The sequence below is a fragment of the Bacillus sp. GZB genome (assembly GCF_001975995.1).
Classification (GTDB): Bacteria; Bacillota; Bacilli; order Bacillales; family Bacillaceae; genus Bacillus; species Bacillus velezensis.
In genome coordinates, this window is sequence record NZ_MTQG01000018.1 from 234,477 (window position 1) to 251,387 (window position 16,911).

A 16,911-nucleotide genomic window follows, 5' to 3' on the forward strand; every position below is an offset into this window, starting at 1 on the left:
AATATGATTTCATTAAACCGCAAAAAAAGCACTCTATTTTACATAGAGCACTTCAAAAAGATTCCTTTATTGCAGTTTTATCAATGTTGATTAATTCCATATAATCTTTTCCCCACTTATACATGGCGTCCAGAATCGGCATAAGGCTTTCTCCTTGCGCCGTTAAAGAATACTCCACTTTCGGAGGGACGACAGGGTAAACTTCCCTGTGAACGATCAGATCCTGCTCCAGCTCCCTGAGCTGATTCACAAGAATTTTGTGCGTAATATCCGGAATTAAAGCTTTCAGCTCATTAAACCGCTTCGTCCCTTCTTTTCCCAAGTGCCACATAATCAGCATTTTCCACTTCCCGCCTATCACGGCAAGCGTCAATTCCTTTTCGCAATTAAACGTTTTCTCATCCATTCGGCTCACGGACAATTCTCCTTCCTCTTACTTTTTGTACGGTCATCATCTATTCATACACGCTTACTTTTTCACACAACTTTCATCAGTTTATACTACCACGCAGTTTTGCTGAAACAAAGCGCATTGCCTGCGGGGACAGTATCCTCAAAGTAACTATTAGACTTCAAAGTGCGTACTTCTCAACATGCGGGGCACTCTATAGAATGGAAATACATGAAAAAGAGGAGTGGATATAAAGTGGAATTACAGCTGGCATTAGACTTAGTAAATATCCCGGAAGCAATTGAACTTGTGAAAGAGGTCGAACAATATATAGATGTTGTAGAAATCGGCACTCCCGTTGTCATTAATGAAGGACTGAAAGCCGTGCAGGAAATGAAAACAGCCTTTCCTCACTTGAAAGTGCTTGCCGATCTTAAAATCATGGATGCAGGCGGTTACGAGATTATGAAAGCGGCAGAAGCGGGAGCCGACATCATCACCGTTTTAGGAGCGACAGACGACTCAACGATCAAAGGGGCGGTTGCCGAAGCAAAAAAACAGCAGAAAAAAATCCTCGTCGACATGATAAACGTAAAAAACCTTGAAACACGGGCAAAAGAAATTGACCAACTCGGTGTTGATTATATTTGTGTTCATACGGGTTATGATCTTCAGGCAGAAGGAAAAAATTCATTCGAGGAACTGACGGCGATTAAAAAAGCGGTCAAGAGCGCTAAAACCGCAATTGCCGGAGGCATTAAACTTGATACGCTTCCTGAAGCCATCAAACAAAACCCAGATTTAATCATTGTCGGCGGAGGCATTACGGGAGCTGACAATAAAGCGGATGCTGCTGCTAAAATGAAACAGCTGATCACACAAGGATCATGAAAACGACTGAATACTTACATGAAATACTAAATGAAATATCCCGCACCGCAGCATTAATATCCGACAGTGAAGCTGACAAGCTTGCGGATCAGATTTTATCGGCAGATCAAATCTTCACGTCCGGAGCGGGACGTTCCGGCTTTATGGCTAAAGCGTTCGCCATGAGGATGATGCACATCGGTCTGAACGCTTACATCGTCGGTGAGACGCTTACCCCTCCCCTCCAAGAAGGCGGTCTCGTCATCATCGGCTCAGGCTCAGGCGAAACAAAAAGTCTGCTTCATACGGCTGAAAAAGCCAAAAGTCTTAACGGTATCGTCACTGCATTAACGATTAACCCCGGCTCAAGTCTCGGCAAACTTGCGGATCTTACAATAACGATTCCCGGCTCTCCTAAGGAAGAGACCGGCGGAGACAGAAAGACGATTCAGCCGATGGGTTCTTTATTCGAACAAACTCTTCTGCTGTTTTACGATGCGGTTATTCTAAAAATCATGGAGAAAAAAGAATTGAATTCAGCAGACATGTTTACAAAGCATGCGAATCTGGAATGATTTGCTGACGGCCTTCTTATCAGATGGCCGTCTTTTTATCGTCTTGTTGCGCACGGTCATACAGGCCAAGGTTTTCGGGTCGGACACTCGCAGACGAAGATATCCTGCCGGTGAGCTTATCGCTATAATAAGTCAATTGACGATACGGCCGCAACCGCTCATTCTGAATAGGGAAACGGCAAAAAACACTTTCTGATCGAATTTTTAATGAATAAAGTTGATTTGTGCGGATGGTTTTACAGATATTCAGCTGAATTGCGGCTGAGAAATATATTTTAACAGCTTTACAGCCGGCCGATTCTGCTTTATTCTTGGACCAGCTTAACAGCAATTAAAACTGGAGGTGATTGATACTCTTGAAAACATTAAAAGCACTGCTGCTTGTTCTTATCATCATTGCCGGAGCAGTCGCGGCCCTGATCAAGGGTGATCTTTTCTCAGATAACGAGCAGACCGTTCAGAAGAATGATTACGACAAGGTAATCCTATTTCCGTCCGATCGATATCCGGAAACAGCAAAGCATATTAAGGACGCGATAAAAGAAGGGCATTCCAGCATATGCACCATTGACAGAGACGGAGTACATAAGCGGCGTGAGCAATCTCTTAAACATGTGCCTGTCAAAACGGGATACGATAGGGATGAATGGCCGATGGCGGTTTGTAAACAGGGCGGAAACAACGCCTCCGTAGAATATATTTCTCCGGCAGACAACCGCGGAGCCGGCTCATGGGTCGGACACCAGCTTACCAATGATCCCGACGGAACGAGAGTATTATTTAAAATTAAGTAAAAAACAGGAGGAACAGCGCATTGATTAAATCATGGAAACCGCAAGAACTGGCCATTTCTTATCATCAATTTACAATCTTCCAAAAAGATTCAGAGCCGCCTGTTATCGATTGGACCGATGAAGCCATTGAAAAAGGATATGCGGAAGCTGACAGAGCTGTTTCATTTGAGGCAAGGAGAAATACGAGGGCATTTATCGTTCTCAGGCTTAACACAAGTGAACCGGTACCATCCTATGAGAAAAAAGCGACTGTTCCCTTTGAGGCTGTAAAAGATGGAATTGAGATTGAAAGCGTGATGTCAAAGCGGCTTTTCTTTCATATTCCGAAAGGCCGATACACCCTTACCTGTTATTCAGTGCCTGCCGAAATATCCGATCTTCATGCGGATACGTATATAATTGATGCAGCCGCAATGTAAAAGAAATCCCTGAGAGAATCATATTTCTCTCAGGGAACTTTTATAAACTTTTACTGTTTGTTTCAATTACATTCCGTACCAATAAAAACTTTTTTTCCTGATCTGTTCAGAGCAATCCCGATAAAAACAAAAAAGCAACCGGCTTGCCGGATGCTTAAGAATGATGATGCCGCTTTTCCAATTTATGAGGCGGCGGCTTCGGAACAAACCCATTTTGTTTCATCATGTTAAAGCGCCTGTCCATATGCTGTTTAATATGTTCTGCTTTTTCTTTCGGCAGGACCCCGTACTCGACATATTTGGATATGACATGTTTTCGTTTTTCGAGCACTTCTTTTTCAAGTGATTCAATTTCTTTTTTCTGCTGTTCCGTGAGTGACATTGTTGAAGGCATTTTTGTTCCGGCGGCGTGTGCCGGCATTGTGAAAACCATTGCTGTAATGAAAAACGCAGCTAAAGACAATGCAGCTTTTTTCATGATTCTTTCCTCCTTTAACGTTTGTTATATGTTTCTCCCTCATCCATTTTTTATGCAAAAAAAGAGCGAAATTATTCGCTCTTTTCAATCGATTCGTCCGGCAGCGCGTACGTGACATACGTTCCCGCTACAAAATCGTGGATTGACCGTTTGTCTTCTCTCATTCCGACCATGAATGCGCTCACGATCACACCGATTCCAAACGTCACCCCATATATCAGCCCGCCCACAAGCACTCTCAAAATCATAGTGAGAAAGCCTACCTGAGTTCCATCTTTTTTGACGATGCGGATACCGCAGATCTTTTTGCCGATAACATAACCGTTCCAGTAGACAGGGAGCAAAATACCATAAAGAGTCAAAATAATGCTGATCATTGCGCTCTCATTCGGATCTTTTCCTGTTGCCAGCATAAAAATAATCGCCAAAGGCACTGAAGTAATTAAATAGTCGAGTACCACGGCTCCCAATCTGATCCAAAATCCCGCCGGTCTGTAAATATTCATCGTGTTTCTCCTCACTATGGCTTTAAAATCACTTTAATGTTGCCATCTTCTTTTTTGTCAAATATATCATATGCAGCAGGAGCTTCCGCAAGACTCATTTTGTGTGTAATGATGTCCGTCGGATCAATTTCATTTTGTTCGATCATTTGATACAGCATCGGCATCAGATGAATAACGGGTGCCTGGCCCATTTTTAAAGAAACGTTGCGTGTGAAAAAATCACCGAGCGGAAAGCCGTCCGCTTCAGAAATGTATGCGCCCGTGAGCTGCACGGTTCCGAACTTCTTAACGGCTTCTGATGCTGTAAGAATCGGACTGATCGTTCCGAACTGATTCGGTTTTTGCTCTGTTTTTTCTTTTGAAAGCGGTGTGCCGTCCATTCCGACACAATCAATCACTACATCCGCGCCCCCTGACGTTTGTTCATGCAGCAGTTTCCCGATCTCATCATGTTCTGAAAAATTGAAGGTCTCTGCTCCGTTTATGCGTCTCGCATGTTCAAGGCGATGCGGGACTTGATCGACTGCGATAACCCGCTTTGCTCCTTTTTTCCACGCGAATTTTTGCGCCATTAATCCGATCGGACCTGATCCCAGAATAACGACTGTATCTCCTTTTTTCACTCCGCTGTGCTGGACGCTCCAAAAGGCGGTCGGCATGACATCTGACAGAAGCAGCACCTGCTCATCTTCAAGCTCACTGTCTGCCGGAACCAGAAAAGAAGAGAAATCAGCATAAGGAACACGTAAATATTCAGCCTGCCCGCCGGGATAATTACCGTTAAACTCCGAAAAACCGAATAAGCCGCCGGCATCTGTATGAGGATTTGGATTAGATTCATCACACTGGCTTTCCATCTGGTGCTTGCAATAATGACATTCTCCGCAGCCGATGTTAAAAGGAATCACGACCCGGTCGCCTTTTTTCAGCTTTTTGACTTGACTGCCCGTTTCTTCAACGATTCCCATCGGCTCATGCCCGACGATATAACCCGGATCGGCGGGTATCCCGTTTTTATATAAATGAAGGTCTGAACCGCATATCCCGGTTGCGGTGATTCGAACGATGACATCTCTCTCATCTTGAATGGCGGGTGCCGGGACTTCTTTCACTTCCATATGTTCTTTTCCTTGGTATGTCAGTGCTTTCACACTTGGTCAGCTCCTTTTTCATCACTCCTTCCCTTTTCACCCGCTTCTAAACTTGGCCGGTATGTTATTCGGCCCGCTGAATATCCCATTGAAAAGGATCTTCAAGCTGCGACCAGTCGGAATCGAACTCAGACGGCGTGAGCAGGCACTGATCCAATTCCTTTGTAATGGCTGATTCATCTAAATCTGTTCCAATAAACACCAGGTTCGTATGACGATCTCCGAATTGGTCGTCCCAATCTTCCAGAATCTCCGGTTCCTGCTGTTTGATCTGCTCCTGCTCAAGTTTCGGCATTGCCGCCACCCAATAAGAAACAGGCTCAATCGAAACCGCCGGACCCGCCTGAGACATCAGCAGCGCAAGGCTGTTGCGGGTTGCGCACCAAGCAATTCCTTTTGCGCGCACAATGTTGTCAGGCATTGATTGATGCAGCCAGCTGTCAAAACGAACGGTATGAAACGGCAGACGCCGCGAGTACACAAACGAAGTGATGCCGTACTCTTCCGTTTCCGGAGTGTGCGCTTTATGACCTGCCGTCAGTTCCTTTATCCATCCTGCTGATGAACTCGCTTCCTCAAACTCAAATAAACCGGTATTCAATATGTATTCGGCGGGCACTTCTCCGCGGACGGACCGGATCAGTCTGGCACGGGGCTGTAAAGCGCGAAGGACCGTTTCCAGCTGTTCAAGCTCTTTTTCGCCCACCATGTCGCATTTATTTAAAATGAGCACATCACAAAACTCGATCTGGTCAATTAATAAATCGGCAATCACCCGTTCATCCTCTTCTCCCGCCGCTTCCTTCCGGTCAAGAAGGCTGTCACCGGACTGGAAATCATGCCAGAAGCGGTTTGCATCCACCACGGTCACCATTGTGTCCAGCCTGCAGAATGTTGTCAGATCAATACCCATTTCTTCATCTATATAAGAAAATGTCTGTGCAACGGGAATCGGTTCGCTGATCCCTGTTGATTCAATCACTATATAATCAAATCTGCCGTCTTTCGCGAGTTTCTCAACTTCGACTAATAAATCTTCACGCAGCGTGCAGCAGATACAGCCGTTAGATAATTCTACGAGTTTCTCATCCGTCCTTGACAAGCCGCCTCCCTGCTTCACCAAGCCCGCGTCTATATTTACTTCGCTCATGTCATTGACGATGACGGCAATTTTTAAACCGTTGCGGTTTTGTAAAATATGATTCAAAACGGTCGTCTTACCGGCACCAAGATAGCCGCTCAATACTGTAACCGGAATTTTTTTCATATAAATAGCCCCCTATCAAAATAGAATGATTACGATTTATATTCCGCACCTGCCCCTTTTTCATCATGATGTATATTGTCTCAAATCGTAACCGTTACTATTTATTCTGATATATTCTCCGCTGAAAATCAAGTGGAAATGATAAATCATAAAAAAGACACGCTGTCATACGTGTCTTCCGCCCAAACTTAAACATCCGCAGGACTGTTTTCAGTGCCATAGCTTTTTCTCCAAAAATAGCCTGCGGCCAGAACAAGCACAAATGCGAGCAATGCGATACATGAAAAAGAGATAAAACCGATCGCATAAGTTCCCGTCATCTGCTTCAATGATCCTAAAATATTCGGAAGGAAAAAACCCCCTATGCCGCCGGCTGCTCCGACGATTCCCGTCACCATTCCGATTTCTTTTGCAAAGTGCTGAGGGACAAGCTGAAATACCGCTCCGTTGCCCATACCGAGCGCCATCATTCCGATAAACAGCAGAACGACAACCGTTGAAAGCGGAGGCAGGCTGCTGACTCCCGCCATACACAGAGCCGCGATGACAAACAGTACAGCGAGAACTTTCGCACCTCCCGCACGGTCTGAAATCCAGCCTCCTGCAGGGCGAAAAAAACTGCCCGCCGCGACACATATTGTGACGAAATCACCGGCATAGATTTTTGACAATTGATATTGATCAACGAAAAAAATCGCCAAAAAACTTGATAATCCCACAAAACCTCCGAAAGTGACGCCGTACAGAAGACAGAAACACCATGTCTCCTTCTGCCTGAAAACGTGAAGGTAGTTTTTAAGCGGATGCGGTGCGGGCTGTGCAGGAGAGTCCTTCGCCATGACGATAAACAGAATAAAAACGATCATCAACGGAAGAAGCGCAATTCCCATTACACTGTGCCACCCAAACTGTTCTGCAAGGCGGGGACCGAACAATGTCGCAAACAAAGTACCGCTGTTGCCGGCACCTGCTATCCCCATCGCAAGCCCCTGCAAGTGAGGCGGATACCATCGGCTCGCCATCGGAAGCGCAACAGCAAAACTTGCGCCCGCCACGCCCAGCAGAATGCCGATCGCATACAGCTCAGTCAAAGAACGGCCGCCGAATGCCCCCCAAAGCAGTGGGATCATCGTGATCAGCATCCCGATCACGGCTGTTTTCTTCGGCCCGATCCTGTCCGTTAACACACCTAAAATGATCCGAAACACAGATCCTGATAAGATCGGCAGAGCCACGACAAACCCTTTTTCAAAAGAAGATAACCCGAAATCCTGAGAAATATAAACGCCGAGCGCCCCCAGCATTACCCAAATCATAAAACTCACATCAAAATATAAGAAGGAACAGAGCAGAGTGAGCGGATGACCGCTTGTTTTTAATTCCGACAGCTTCATAACATTCTCCTTTCCGGTCTTCTATCATTTCAAATTGCTGAATCAAGAATATATGACCGGCATTCACCGGAAAAGACATGTGTAAGATAATGCGACACATTTAATGCGTTAATCAGGCAATGTGCCATAATTTCTCATAGAGAAGCAATCTTACAGGCAGCTGCAAAGGAGGTTTGGCGAATGAAGAAACAACGATTAATTGCAGCAGGGAACGGAATGGCCGGAATCCGCTGTATTGAACATATTTTAAAGATGAACCGTGACATGTTTGAGATTGTCATTTTCGGAAGCGAACCTCATCCCAATTACAATCGCATTCTCTTATCCTCCGTTTTACAAGGTGAGGTTTCGCTTGATGACATTACGCTGAATAGCCGCGAATGGTACGAAAAAAACGGAATTACGCTTTACACGGGGGAAACGGTTGTACACATTGATACAGAACGGCAGGTTGTCACAACGGATCGAAAGCGCAGCATGACTTACGATCAAATCATCCTTGCAACTGGCTCCTCTCCTTATATTCTCCCCATACCCGGAGCAGAGAAAGAAGGCGTCTGCGGCTTTCGGACAATAGAGGACTGCCAATCCCTTATCAATGCGGCCGGCCGGTATCAAAAGGCGGCGGTCATCGGCGCCGGTTTATTAGGTCTTGAAGCGGCCGTCGGCTTACGGCAGCTCGGCATGGACGTCAGCGTCATTCACCACTCTTCCGTCATTATGCAAAAACAGCTTGATCAAACGGCATCCCATCTGCTGCAAAAAGAACTGGAGCGAAAAGGCTTAGTCTTTCTTTTAGAGAAAGACACGGCATCCATTACAGGAAACTCACGGGCGGAAGGCATCCGTTTCAAAGACGGTTCTTCCATAGAAGCAGACCTGATTGTCATGGCCGCCGGTGTGAGGCCCAATATCCGATTGGCTGCATCTGCCGGACTTTCAGTGAACCGAGGAATCATCGTCAATCAATTCATGCAGACGAACAAACCGAATGTGTATGCCGTCGGTGAATGCGCGGAGCATGACGGGATTGTATACGGATTGGCGGCGCCGCTTTATGAACAGGGAAAAGTGCTCGCGCAGCATCTATGCGGCGTCCCGTGCGAAGGGTTTCAAGGCTTTGCACAATCTGCAGCCTTAAAAATAGCCGGTATTGATGTATGGTCGGCAGGAAAGGTGCACGAGGATGAGCACACAGCCGGCATATTGTTCCATGATGAGCATGCAGGCATCTACAAAAAAGCGCTCTTTGAGGACGATAAACCGGCCGGCTTTATTTTATTCGGGGACACGCGCGGTAAACAGCGGCTTCTCGACAGTCTTGTGAAGCAAAGAGATATTTCCATCGTGAAAAAACAGCTCATGGAACCGGATCAAGGCGGTATATCCTTTGAATCCATGCCTTCCCATGAAACCATTTGCCAATGCAGCTCAGTGACCAAGGGCTCCATTGAAGAAGCGGTGAACAAATATGGCTTAAAAACCGCGGAGGAAGTAAAGCACATGACAAAAGCGTCCGGGTCTTGCGGAGGATGCAGGCCGCTCGTTGAAGACTTGCTGAAGTATATGGCGAGCGATGATTACACAAAACCCTCCCGCCAGCCTTCGTTTTGCGGCTGCACCGATTTGACGGAAGAAGAAGTCATCGCGGAACTTCGGCGCCGTCCGTTCACTGATGCCGCCGAGGTAATGAAAGAGATCGGTTGGAAAACAGAAAACGGCTGCCGCATTTGTATTCCGGCGCTTCACTATTACCTGGAAAGGACGCGGCCTGATTTTATGCAGTTCAATGAAATATCAGCAGAAGAGACATACACCCTGATTCCGCAAATGTACGGCGGACTGACAAGTGCGGCAGAGCTCAAAAACATCGCAGACGTCATCGAAGCATACGGCATCCCCGGCGTTTCGATGACTGACAGTCACCGGCTGAGGCTTTCCGGAATCAGGCCAAATGACCTTGCAAGCATCAGAAAAGCACTGAACATGCCGGTTTTCTCCCCCCGGCACCGCTGGACGATTCAAATCAGATCATGTACGTGCGGACAGCATCGCTCCTTTCAAGAGCTGGCAAGCAGGATTGAACGAGATACCGACATGCTTGCCGTACCCGCTTATGTATCCGTCAGCTTGTCATGTGAAAACAATTGCACCGATGCTTACATTCAGGATATCGGCGCGCTTCAGACACAAACTTGCTGGGAGATTTATATCGGGGGCGTCCGCGGAAAACAAGCTCGCGCCGGCAGCCTTTTTTGTGTGACGAATAACGAAGACAGTACCGCCGCTATGACGAAAGGCCTTATTCAGTATTATCGCGAAACGGCTCACTACAACGAAGCGATTTACCAATGGGTTGACAGACTCGGCCTCGTCCATATCAGAGAAATGCTGTTTGAAGAAGATATGCGGACACAGCTTCTGAAAAATCTCCGTTCAGACATATCCCTGCTGCAAAACCTGTCTGCCGGGAAAACGCCATACGAAAGGATGAAGCTTTTTGACTGAACCGATGCTCCGTTATTTCCGTGACAAACTGCAAGATATTCAATCGGAAAAAACATATGAGACGCAATGCCCGTTCTGCAGCATGCAATGCAAAATGCAGCTTACGGAACAAACCTTCGCAGCACGAAAGAAATACACTGCAATCGGCATTGATAATCCGACGACACATGGCCGTTTATGTACAAAAGGCGTGAATGCCCATCAGCATGCCGTGCACTCTTCCCGCATTACACGCCCCCTGCTTAAAAAAAACGGTGAATTTGTGCCTGTTTCTTGGGCTGAAGCGCTGAATCGCATAAAGGAACAAATCAATCTGATTCAAACCGAACACGGCAATGATGCGATGGCCGTCTACGGGAGCGCCTCAATTACAAATGAAGAAGCCTATCTGCTTGGAAAGTTCGCACGGGTCGGCTTACAGACGAAATACATCGATTACAACGGGCGGCTCTGTATGTCTGCCGCAGCAACGGCGGCCGGCCAGACATTCGGCGCGGACAGGGGCCTGACGAATCCATTATCGGACATTCCGCATACACGCGTCATCATCCTGGCAGGCACCAATATCGCGGAATGCCAGCCGACGATCATGCCGTATTTTGATAAAGCGAAAGAAAACGGGGCTTACATTATCGCCATTGATCCCCGGGAAACGGCGACGACCAAAATAGCCGATCTTCACCTGAAAATCAAGCCCGGCACAGACGCCGCCCTGGCAAACGGACTCGTCAAAATCTGCATTGACGAACAGCTTACAGACAAAGACTTTATCCGCACCCGTACAAACGGATTCGATAAGCTCAAACGGCATACCGACGCTTTGGATCTGAAAGAGATCTCCGAGCAGACAAGTGTTCCTTTGGAGCATATGCGAAAGGCCGCCGTGAAGTTTGCCAAGGAAACATCCGGCATGCTGTTTACAGCGCGGGGGATCGAACAGCAGACTGACGGTACCGCGGCGGTGAAAGCTTTCTTAAATATGGTGCTGATCACGGGAAAAATCGGCAAGCCCTTCTCAGGTTACGGGGCGATTACCGGTCAAGGCAACGGACAAGGCGCGAGAGAACACGGCCAAAAAGCGGATCAGCTTCCGGGCTACCGTTCTATCGAAATTGAAGAACACCGGGCGTATATTGCGAAGGTGTGGGGGATTCATCAGGATGAGCTGCCGCGAAAAGGCGTCTCAGCCTATGAAATGATAGAAAAAATAGCTAGCGGCGACATCAAAGGACTGTTTCTCATGTGTTCCAATCCGGCTGTTTCCGGCCCAAATGCGAATTTCGTCAAGCAAGCAATCAAGAAACTGAGATTCTTTGTCGCAGTTGATTTATTTATTTCTGAGACCGCGGCATTCGCAGATGTGATTTTACCCGCCTCCTCTTATTTGGAAGACGAAGGCACGATGACAAATGTAGAAGGCCGCGTGACATTAAGAGAAGCGAGCCGCACCTGCCCCGGAGAAGCGAAACATGATTGGCAGATCATCTGTGACATTGCCTCGGCTCTTGGTAAAGGGCATTATTTTCCCTATACGTCGGCGGAGGAAATCTTTAACGAACTGAGAGAAGCGAGCCGCGGCGGAATTGCTGATTACGCTGGCATCACCTATGACAGGCTCAGGCGGGAAGGCGGCATTCAGTGGCCATGTCCTGAAGCGGATCACCCCGGAACCGGGCGATTGTTTGAGCACTCATTTGCCCATCCCGATCACAGAGCTGAATTAAGCGTGATTCCAAATGAACCGGCCGTCCCGAAAGAGAAGCCGAGCGCCGGCTATCCGCTTTATTTAACCACGGGAAGGGTGATGTCTCACTACTTAACGGGTGTCCAAACGAGAAAAAGCTCCGCCCTGGCTGCAAGACATTTCGAATCCTTTGTGGAAATCCACCCAAAAACGGCAGCCGCCTATCATATCGAAGACCGTGTTCTCGTGAAAGTAGAATCCCCCCGGGGCAGCATCACCGTCCGGAGCAGATGGTCGGAGAACGTACGAAAAGACACATTGTTTGTCCCCATCCATTGGTCTGACACGCAAAACGTCAACGATTTAATTGGTGAAGCCTTCGATCCGGACTGTAAAATGCCCGGTTTTAAGATGTGTGCGGTACGAATCAGCCCTATCTAATTTTTCATAAAATTTTTAGATTTTTTCGTATTTTTTGTTACATTTCATAACATGCATCTTAAATATTTGTTTTTGCTGTGCTACGCTGAAAAAAACAAAGATAAGGAGCGGATCATCTGATGGGAAAAAAACAGCTAGTCCTTGTTGGAAATGGAATGGCCGGGGTAAGAGCGATTGAAGAAATACTGCGTGTTTCAAAAGATGAATTTGAGATTACAATATTCGGGGCCGAACCTCATCCCAACTATAACCGAATCCTTCTGTCAAAAGTGCTGCAAGGCGATACCGACATTCAAGACATTACGTTAAACGATTGGAACTGGTACAAAGAAAACAACATTCAGCTGTACACCGGTGAAACAGTCATCAAAGTTGACACGGAAAACAAAACCGTCATCACCGATGCAGACAGAATCCAGCCTTACGATGAACTCATCCTGGCGACAGGCTCTGTCCCTTTTATCCTTCCGATTCCGGGCGCAGACAAACAAGGCGTCACGGCATTCCGAGACATAAAAGATACCGACACGATGCTCGCCGCGTCAAAACAATATAAAAAAGCAGCCGTCATCGGCGGAGGACTGCTGGGTTTGGAAGCCGCGCGCGGACTGCTGAATCTCGGCATGGACGTGTCTGTCATCCACCTCGCCCCATTCCTGATGGAGCGCCAGCTTGACGCAGCGGCGGGACGCCTGCTGCAAAACGAGTTAGAAAAACAAGGCATGACCTTTTTCCTTGAAAAACAAACCGAAGAAATTCTCGGTACTGACCGTGTCGAAGGCGTACGCTTCAAAGACGGCACAAGCATCAAAGCTGATCTGGTCGTCATGGCGGTCGGCATCCGTCCGAATACACAGCTTGGCACAGAAAGCGGCATCCCGGTAAACCGCGGAATCATTGTCAACGATTATATGCAGACTGAAATTCCGCACATTTACGCGGTCGGTGAATGTGCCGAGCATCGCGGAATCGCATACGGTCTTGTGGCGCCGCTCTATGAACAGGCAAAAGTGCTGGCCAAGCATATTTGCGGCATTGAAACAAAACCGTACGAAGGCTCCGTTCTCTCCACTCAATTAAAGGTATCAGGCGTCGAGGTCTTCTCTGCCGGCGACTTTGATGAATCAGAGGACAAAAAGGCAATAAAAGTGTTCGATGAACAGGACGGCATTTATAAAAAAATCGTCCTGAGGGGCAATCAAATTGTCGGCGCTGTTTTGTTCGGAGACAGCAGCGAAGGCAACCGCCTGTTTTCTATGATTCAAAAAGAAGCAGATATCTCTGAAACCTCCAAAATATCAATCTTACAGCCTCTTGATCAGGAAGCAGGCGCAAGCATGACCGCGGCAATGAGCGACGATGAAATCATCTGCGGCTGCAACGGCGTTTCAAAAGGCGCGATTATTCAAGCCATTCAGGAAAAAGGCTGCACATCAACGGACGAAATCAAAGCATGCACCGGGGCATCCCGTTCCTGCGGAGGCTGTAAACCGCTCGTAGAAGACATTCTTCAATATACACTGGGCTCAGAATTTGACTCATCCGCGCAAAAAGAAGCGATTTGCGGCTGTACCTCACTGTCGAGAGATGAAGTTGTAGAAGAAATCAAAGCCAAAGGGCTCTCACATACGAGAGAAATCATGAACGTGCTCGGCTGGAAAACGCCGGAAGGCTGCTCCAAATGCCGTCCTGCCCTCAACTACTACTTAGGCATGATTAATCCGGCTACATACGAGGATGACAGAACATCCCGTTTTGTGAACGAACGGATGCACGCCAATATTCAAAAGGACGGAACATACTCAGTCGTTCCCCGGATGTACGGGGGCGTAACCAACTCTCAAGATCTCCGCAAGATCGCCGATGTCGTCGACAAATATGAGATCCCGCTCGTTAAAATGACCGGCGGCCAGCGAATTGATCTCATCGGCGTAAAAAAAGAAGATCTGCCGAAAGTATGGGCCGAGCTTGATATGCCGTCAGGCTATGCGTACGGAAAAACACTCCGCACGGTAAAAACGTGCGTAGGCGAACAATTCTGCCGCTTCGGCACGCAAGACTCCATGGCACTGGGTATTGCGCTTGAGAAAAAATTCGAAGGGCTCAATACGCCTCATAAGGTCAAAATGGCCGTGTCCGCCTGCCCTCGGAACTGTGCGGAATCAGGCATTAAGGACCTTGGCGTTGTCGGCATCGACGGGGGCTGGGAGCTTTATGTCGGCGGAAACGGCGGAACCCATTTGCGCGCCGGTGATTTGCTGATGAAAGTAAAAACGAATGAAGAAGTCTTAGAATACGCGGGTGCTTACCTTCAGTACTACAGAGAAACGGCAAACTATCTGGAGCGGACATCCGCATGGCTTGAGCGCGTCGGTTTATCTCATGTCCAATCCGTATTAAACGATCCGGAAAAACGGCAGGAGCTCAACGACAGAATGAATGAGACACTCTCTGTCCACAAAGATCCGTGGCAATACTTTCTTAAAGATAAAAAAGCATCTAAAGATCTATTCGAAAATGTCGTCACGACTTCATAAAACAGTAAGGGGGAACGGACATGGTTAATAAAGATATGACAAAGGTTTGCATAGGCAGAGTAAACGAATTACCCGAGGAGTTAGGAAAAACCGTATATATAGAAGATAAAGAGCTTGCCGTATTTAAGCTTTCTGACGGGAACGTCCGCGCCGTCGAAAACCGCTGTCCCCATAAAGGAGGCGTCCTGGCTGAAGGCATCGTCAGCGGAGAATACGTCTTCTGCCCGATGCATGACTGGAAAATCTCCTTAGGAGACGGAAAAGTCCAAGAGCCGGACCATGGCTGTGTCAAAACATACGAAACACTGATCGAAGGAGAGAATGTATACCTCCTGTATTGATCAAAGACCGGATCACTTTTTCAAGTGGTCCTTCATTTTTTAAATTGCTGAAGGGATGACGCCATCATGAAAAACGGAATCGTATATTTTGTCGGTGCCGGACCAGGAGACCCGGGGCTGATCACCGTAAAAGGAAAACAGGCTCTGGAGAAAGCGGATATCATTTTGTATGACCGGCTCGCAAACCCAAAGTTTCTAGAATACGCCTCACCGGACTGCCGGTTCATTTATTGCGGAAAGCTGCCCGACCGCCATTTTATGAAACAGTCTGAGATAAATGCCCTGCTGATAGAAAAAGCGGCGGAGGGCTACACCGTCGTCCGCTTGAAAGGCGGAGACCCAAGTGTGTTCGGCAGGGTCGGCGAAGAAGCAGAGGCGCTTCATCAGCATGGCATCCGCTACGAAATGGTGCCCGGCATCACCTCGGGAATTGCAGCGCCGCTATATGCGGGAGTCCCCGTTACCCATCGTGATTTCGCTTCGTCCTTCGCGATGATCACCGCTCATGATACATCATTGCAAGGCAGGCCGAATCTCGACTGGGAAGGGCTTGCCCGAAGCGTTCAAACGCTTGTGTTTTACATGGGCGTTAAAAATCTGTCATTTATATGCCGGAAGCTTATGGAGTACGGAAAATCCCCTTCCGTTCCCGTACTCGTCATTCAATGGGGAACGTGGGGGCGGCAGCGGAGTGTTAAAGGAACGCTTCAGGATATCCATGACAAAGTTCAAAGCCAAAACATCACCAACCCTGCCATTATCGTCATTGGTGATATTGTCAATTTTCAAACACACAGCTGGTTTGAAAGCAAACCGTTCATCGGACGGCATATCATGGTGGTCACTCATGGCGATGATGAACATACATTGACAGACAAGCTGCGCGAGTATGGCGCCGATGTTATTGAATGGCCGAAGCGGATCGTTAAAAAAATGCCCGCAAACGAAAACATCCTGAAACAGATCAGCACCTTTGAACAACTATTTTTCACATCACGCCTTGCGGTATGCGAATTCTTTGACACACTGGCTTTCAAGCAGATCGACATCCGCCGGGTGACCGCAAGCCTGAATGCAGCGACTGAAGCCGCAAAGACGGAACTGACAAAACGGGGCTTTCTCCTATCCGAATGGCAAAATGATTCTCCGCATTCTCTCATTGTAGGGAGCCGTCAAGCAGCAGAAAACTTGCCAGACTCAAAATCATGCCCGTTTTATATCACCCATGAACATATCTCGGATGAGCGATTCACTTCCATGATCGAACGCACGATCAGTGAGTCTCCTCTGCAAATGATTATCTGTACGGGCAAAGAATCCGCTCAGCATTTGATCAGCGCCGGAAAACAAATCGGCATATCACCGAATCCATCAGGAAACCGCCCTCCCGTCATCTGCATGGGCGAAGACGTCCCCGCCGGCTGCGGGTTTACCGCCGTGAAAAATCAGGAACAGTTATTTGCGTTTATACGAAATGAAATGAAAGACATGCTCGTTCACAGCTGATACGCCGGAATGCTTTTCTGACCCCCGGGCTCAACATCGGGGGTCAGCC

The 16,911-nt window shown here is 47.6% G+C and carries 15 protein-coding genes; 9 read left to right on the forward strand and 6 right to left on the reverse strand.

What is annotated here, in order from left to right; genetic code table 11:
- Positions 1-52 precede the first annotated feature (52 nt).
- On the reverse strand, positions 53-415 hold the full coding sequence (gene hxlR / locus BXO87_RS17330; protein WP_007409352.1) for a transcriptional activator HxlR: 363 nt from the start codon (positions 413-415) through the stop codon (positions 53-55).
- A 231-nt stretch (positions 416-646) separates the two neighbouring features.
- Here hxlR and hxlA point away from each other — a divergent pair, with 231 nt between their 5' ends.
- The 4 genes from hxlA to comJ all read left to right on the forward strand — a co-directional run bounded on the left by hxlA (position 647) and on the right by comJ (position 3,049).
- Positions 647-1,282 carry a 3-hexulose-6-phosphate synthase gene (hxlA, locus tag BXO87_RS17335; RefSeq protein ID WP_014416875.1) on the forward strand — a complete coding sequence of 212 codons (636 nt, stop codon included), beginning with the start codon at positions 647-649 and terminating at the stop codon, positions 1,280-1,282.
- The gene (gene hxlB, locus BXO87_RS17340; RefSeq protein WP_038456922.1) at positions 1,279-1,836 is read left to right on the forward strand and encodes a 6-phospho-3-hexuloisomerase; all 558 of its coding nucleotides are present in this window, start codon (positions 1,279-1,281) and stop codon (positions 1,834-1,836) included. The genes hxlA and hxlB overlap by 4 nt, the downstream gene beginning before the upstream one ends.
- 356 nt (positions 1,837-2,192) lie before the next feature.
- Positions 2,193-2,630: a NucA/NucB deoxyribonuclease domain-containing protein gene (locus BXO87_RS17345; RefSeq protein ID WP_038456921.1), complete on the forward strand. Its 438-nt coding sequence runs from the start codon at positions 2,193-2,195 to the stop codon at positions 2,628-2,630.
- A 20-nt stretch (positions 2,631-2,650) separates the two neighbouring features.
- A complete protein-coding gene (gene comJ, locus BXO87_RS17350; RefSeq protein WP_038456919.1) occupies positions 2,651-3,049 on the forward strand; it encodes a competence protein ComJ in 399 nt (132 codons plus the stop codon).
- A 154-nt stretch (positions 3,050-3,203) separates the two neighbouring features.
- On the opposite strand, the gene BXO87_RS17355 is transcribed toward comJ, so the two are convergent.
- From BXO87_RS17355 to BXO87_RS17375, 5 genes are all read right to left on the reverse strand, one after another.
- Positions 3,204-3,482 (reverse strand): YckD family protein, encoded by a 279-nt coding sequence (locus tag BXO87_RS17355; RefSeq protein ID WP_263612330.1) that lies wholly within the window; start codon positions 3,480-3,482, stop codon positions 3,204-3,206.
- A gap of 116 nt (positions 3,483-3,598) precedes the next feature.
- On the reverse strand, positions 3,599-4,033 hold the full coding sequence (locus BXO87_RS17360) for an RDD family protein (RefSeq protein ID WP_021494203.1): 435 nt from the start codon (positions 4,031-4,033) through the stop codon (positions 3,599-3,601).
- Positions 4,034-4,047: 14 nt separating this feature from the next.
- On the reverse strand, positions 4,048-5,184 hold the full coding sequence (locus BXO87_RS17365) for a zinc-dependent alcohol dehydrogenase (protein ID WP_007609290.1): 1,137 nt from the start codon (positions 5,182-5,184) through the stop codon (positions 4,048-4,050).
- Positions 5,185-5,248: 64 nt separating this feature from the next.
- Entirely contained in the window at positions 5,249-6,451 is a 1,203-nt protein-coding gene (locus tag BXO87_RS17370) for a GTP-binding protein (RefSeq protein ID WP_038456918.1), read from the reverse strand.
- 188 nt (positions 6,452-6,639) lie between these two features.
- Positions 6,640-7,845 carry an MFS transporter gene (locus tag BXO87_RS17375; RefSeq protein WP_038456917.1) on the reverse strand — a complete coding sequence of 402 codons (1,206 nt, stop codon included), beginning with the start codon at positions 7,843-7,845 and terminating at the stop codon, positions 6,640-6,642.
- A 180-nt stretch (positions 7,846-8,025) separates the two neighbouring features.
- Here BXO87_RS17375 and nirB point away from each other — a divergent pair, with 180 nt between their 5' ends.
- The 5 genes from nirB (at position 8,026) to cobA (ending at position 16,862) form a co-directional block, all read left to right on the forward strand.
- Positions 8,026-10,353, forward strand: coding sequence for a nitrite reductase large subunit NirB (gene nirB / locus BXO87_RS17380; RefSeq protein ID WP_038456915.1), 2,328 nt, complete (start codon positions 8,026-8,028; stop codon positions 10,351-10,353).
- Complete coding sequence (gene nasC / locus BXO87_RS17385) at positions 10,346-12,478, forward strand: assimilatory nitrate reductase catalytic subunit NasC (protein WP_076851414.1); 2,133 nt, start codon at positions 10,346-10,348, stop codon at positions 12,476-12,478. Before nirB ends, nasC begins: the two co-directional genes overlap by 8 nt.
- A 119-nt stretch (positions 12,479-12,597) precedes the next feature.
- Positions 12,598-15,015: an NADPH-nitrite reductase gene (gene nasD / locus BXO87_RS17390; RefSeq protein ID WP_071181520.1), complete on the forward strand. Its 2,418-nt coding sequence runs from the start codon at positions 12,598-12,600 to the stop codon at positions 15,013-15,015.
- A gap of 20 nt (positions 15,016-15,035) precedes the next feature.
- Complete coding sequence (gene nirD / locus BXO87_RS17395; RefSeq protein ID WP_076851415.1) at positions 15,036-15,356, forward strand: nitrite reductase small subunit NirD; 321 nt, start codon at positions 15,036-15,038, stop codon at positions 15,354-15,356.
- Between the two features lie 66 nt (positions 15,357-15,422).
- Positions 15,423-16,862 carry a uroporphyrinogen-III C-methyltransferase gene (cobA, locus tag BXO87_RS17400; protein ID WP_076851416.1) on the forward strand — a complete coding sequence of 480 codons (1,440 nt, stop codon included), beginning with the start codon at positions 15,423-15,425 and terminating at the stop codon, positions 16,860-16,862.
- The last annotated feature ends 49 nt before the right edge of the window (positions 16,863-16,911 follow it).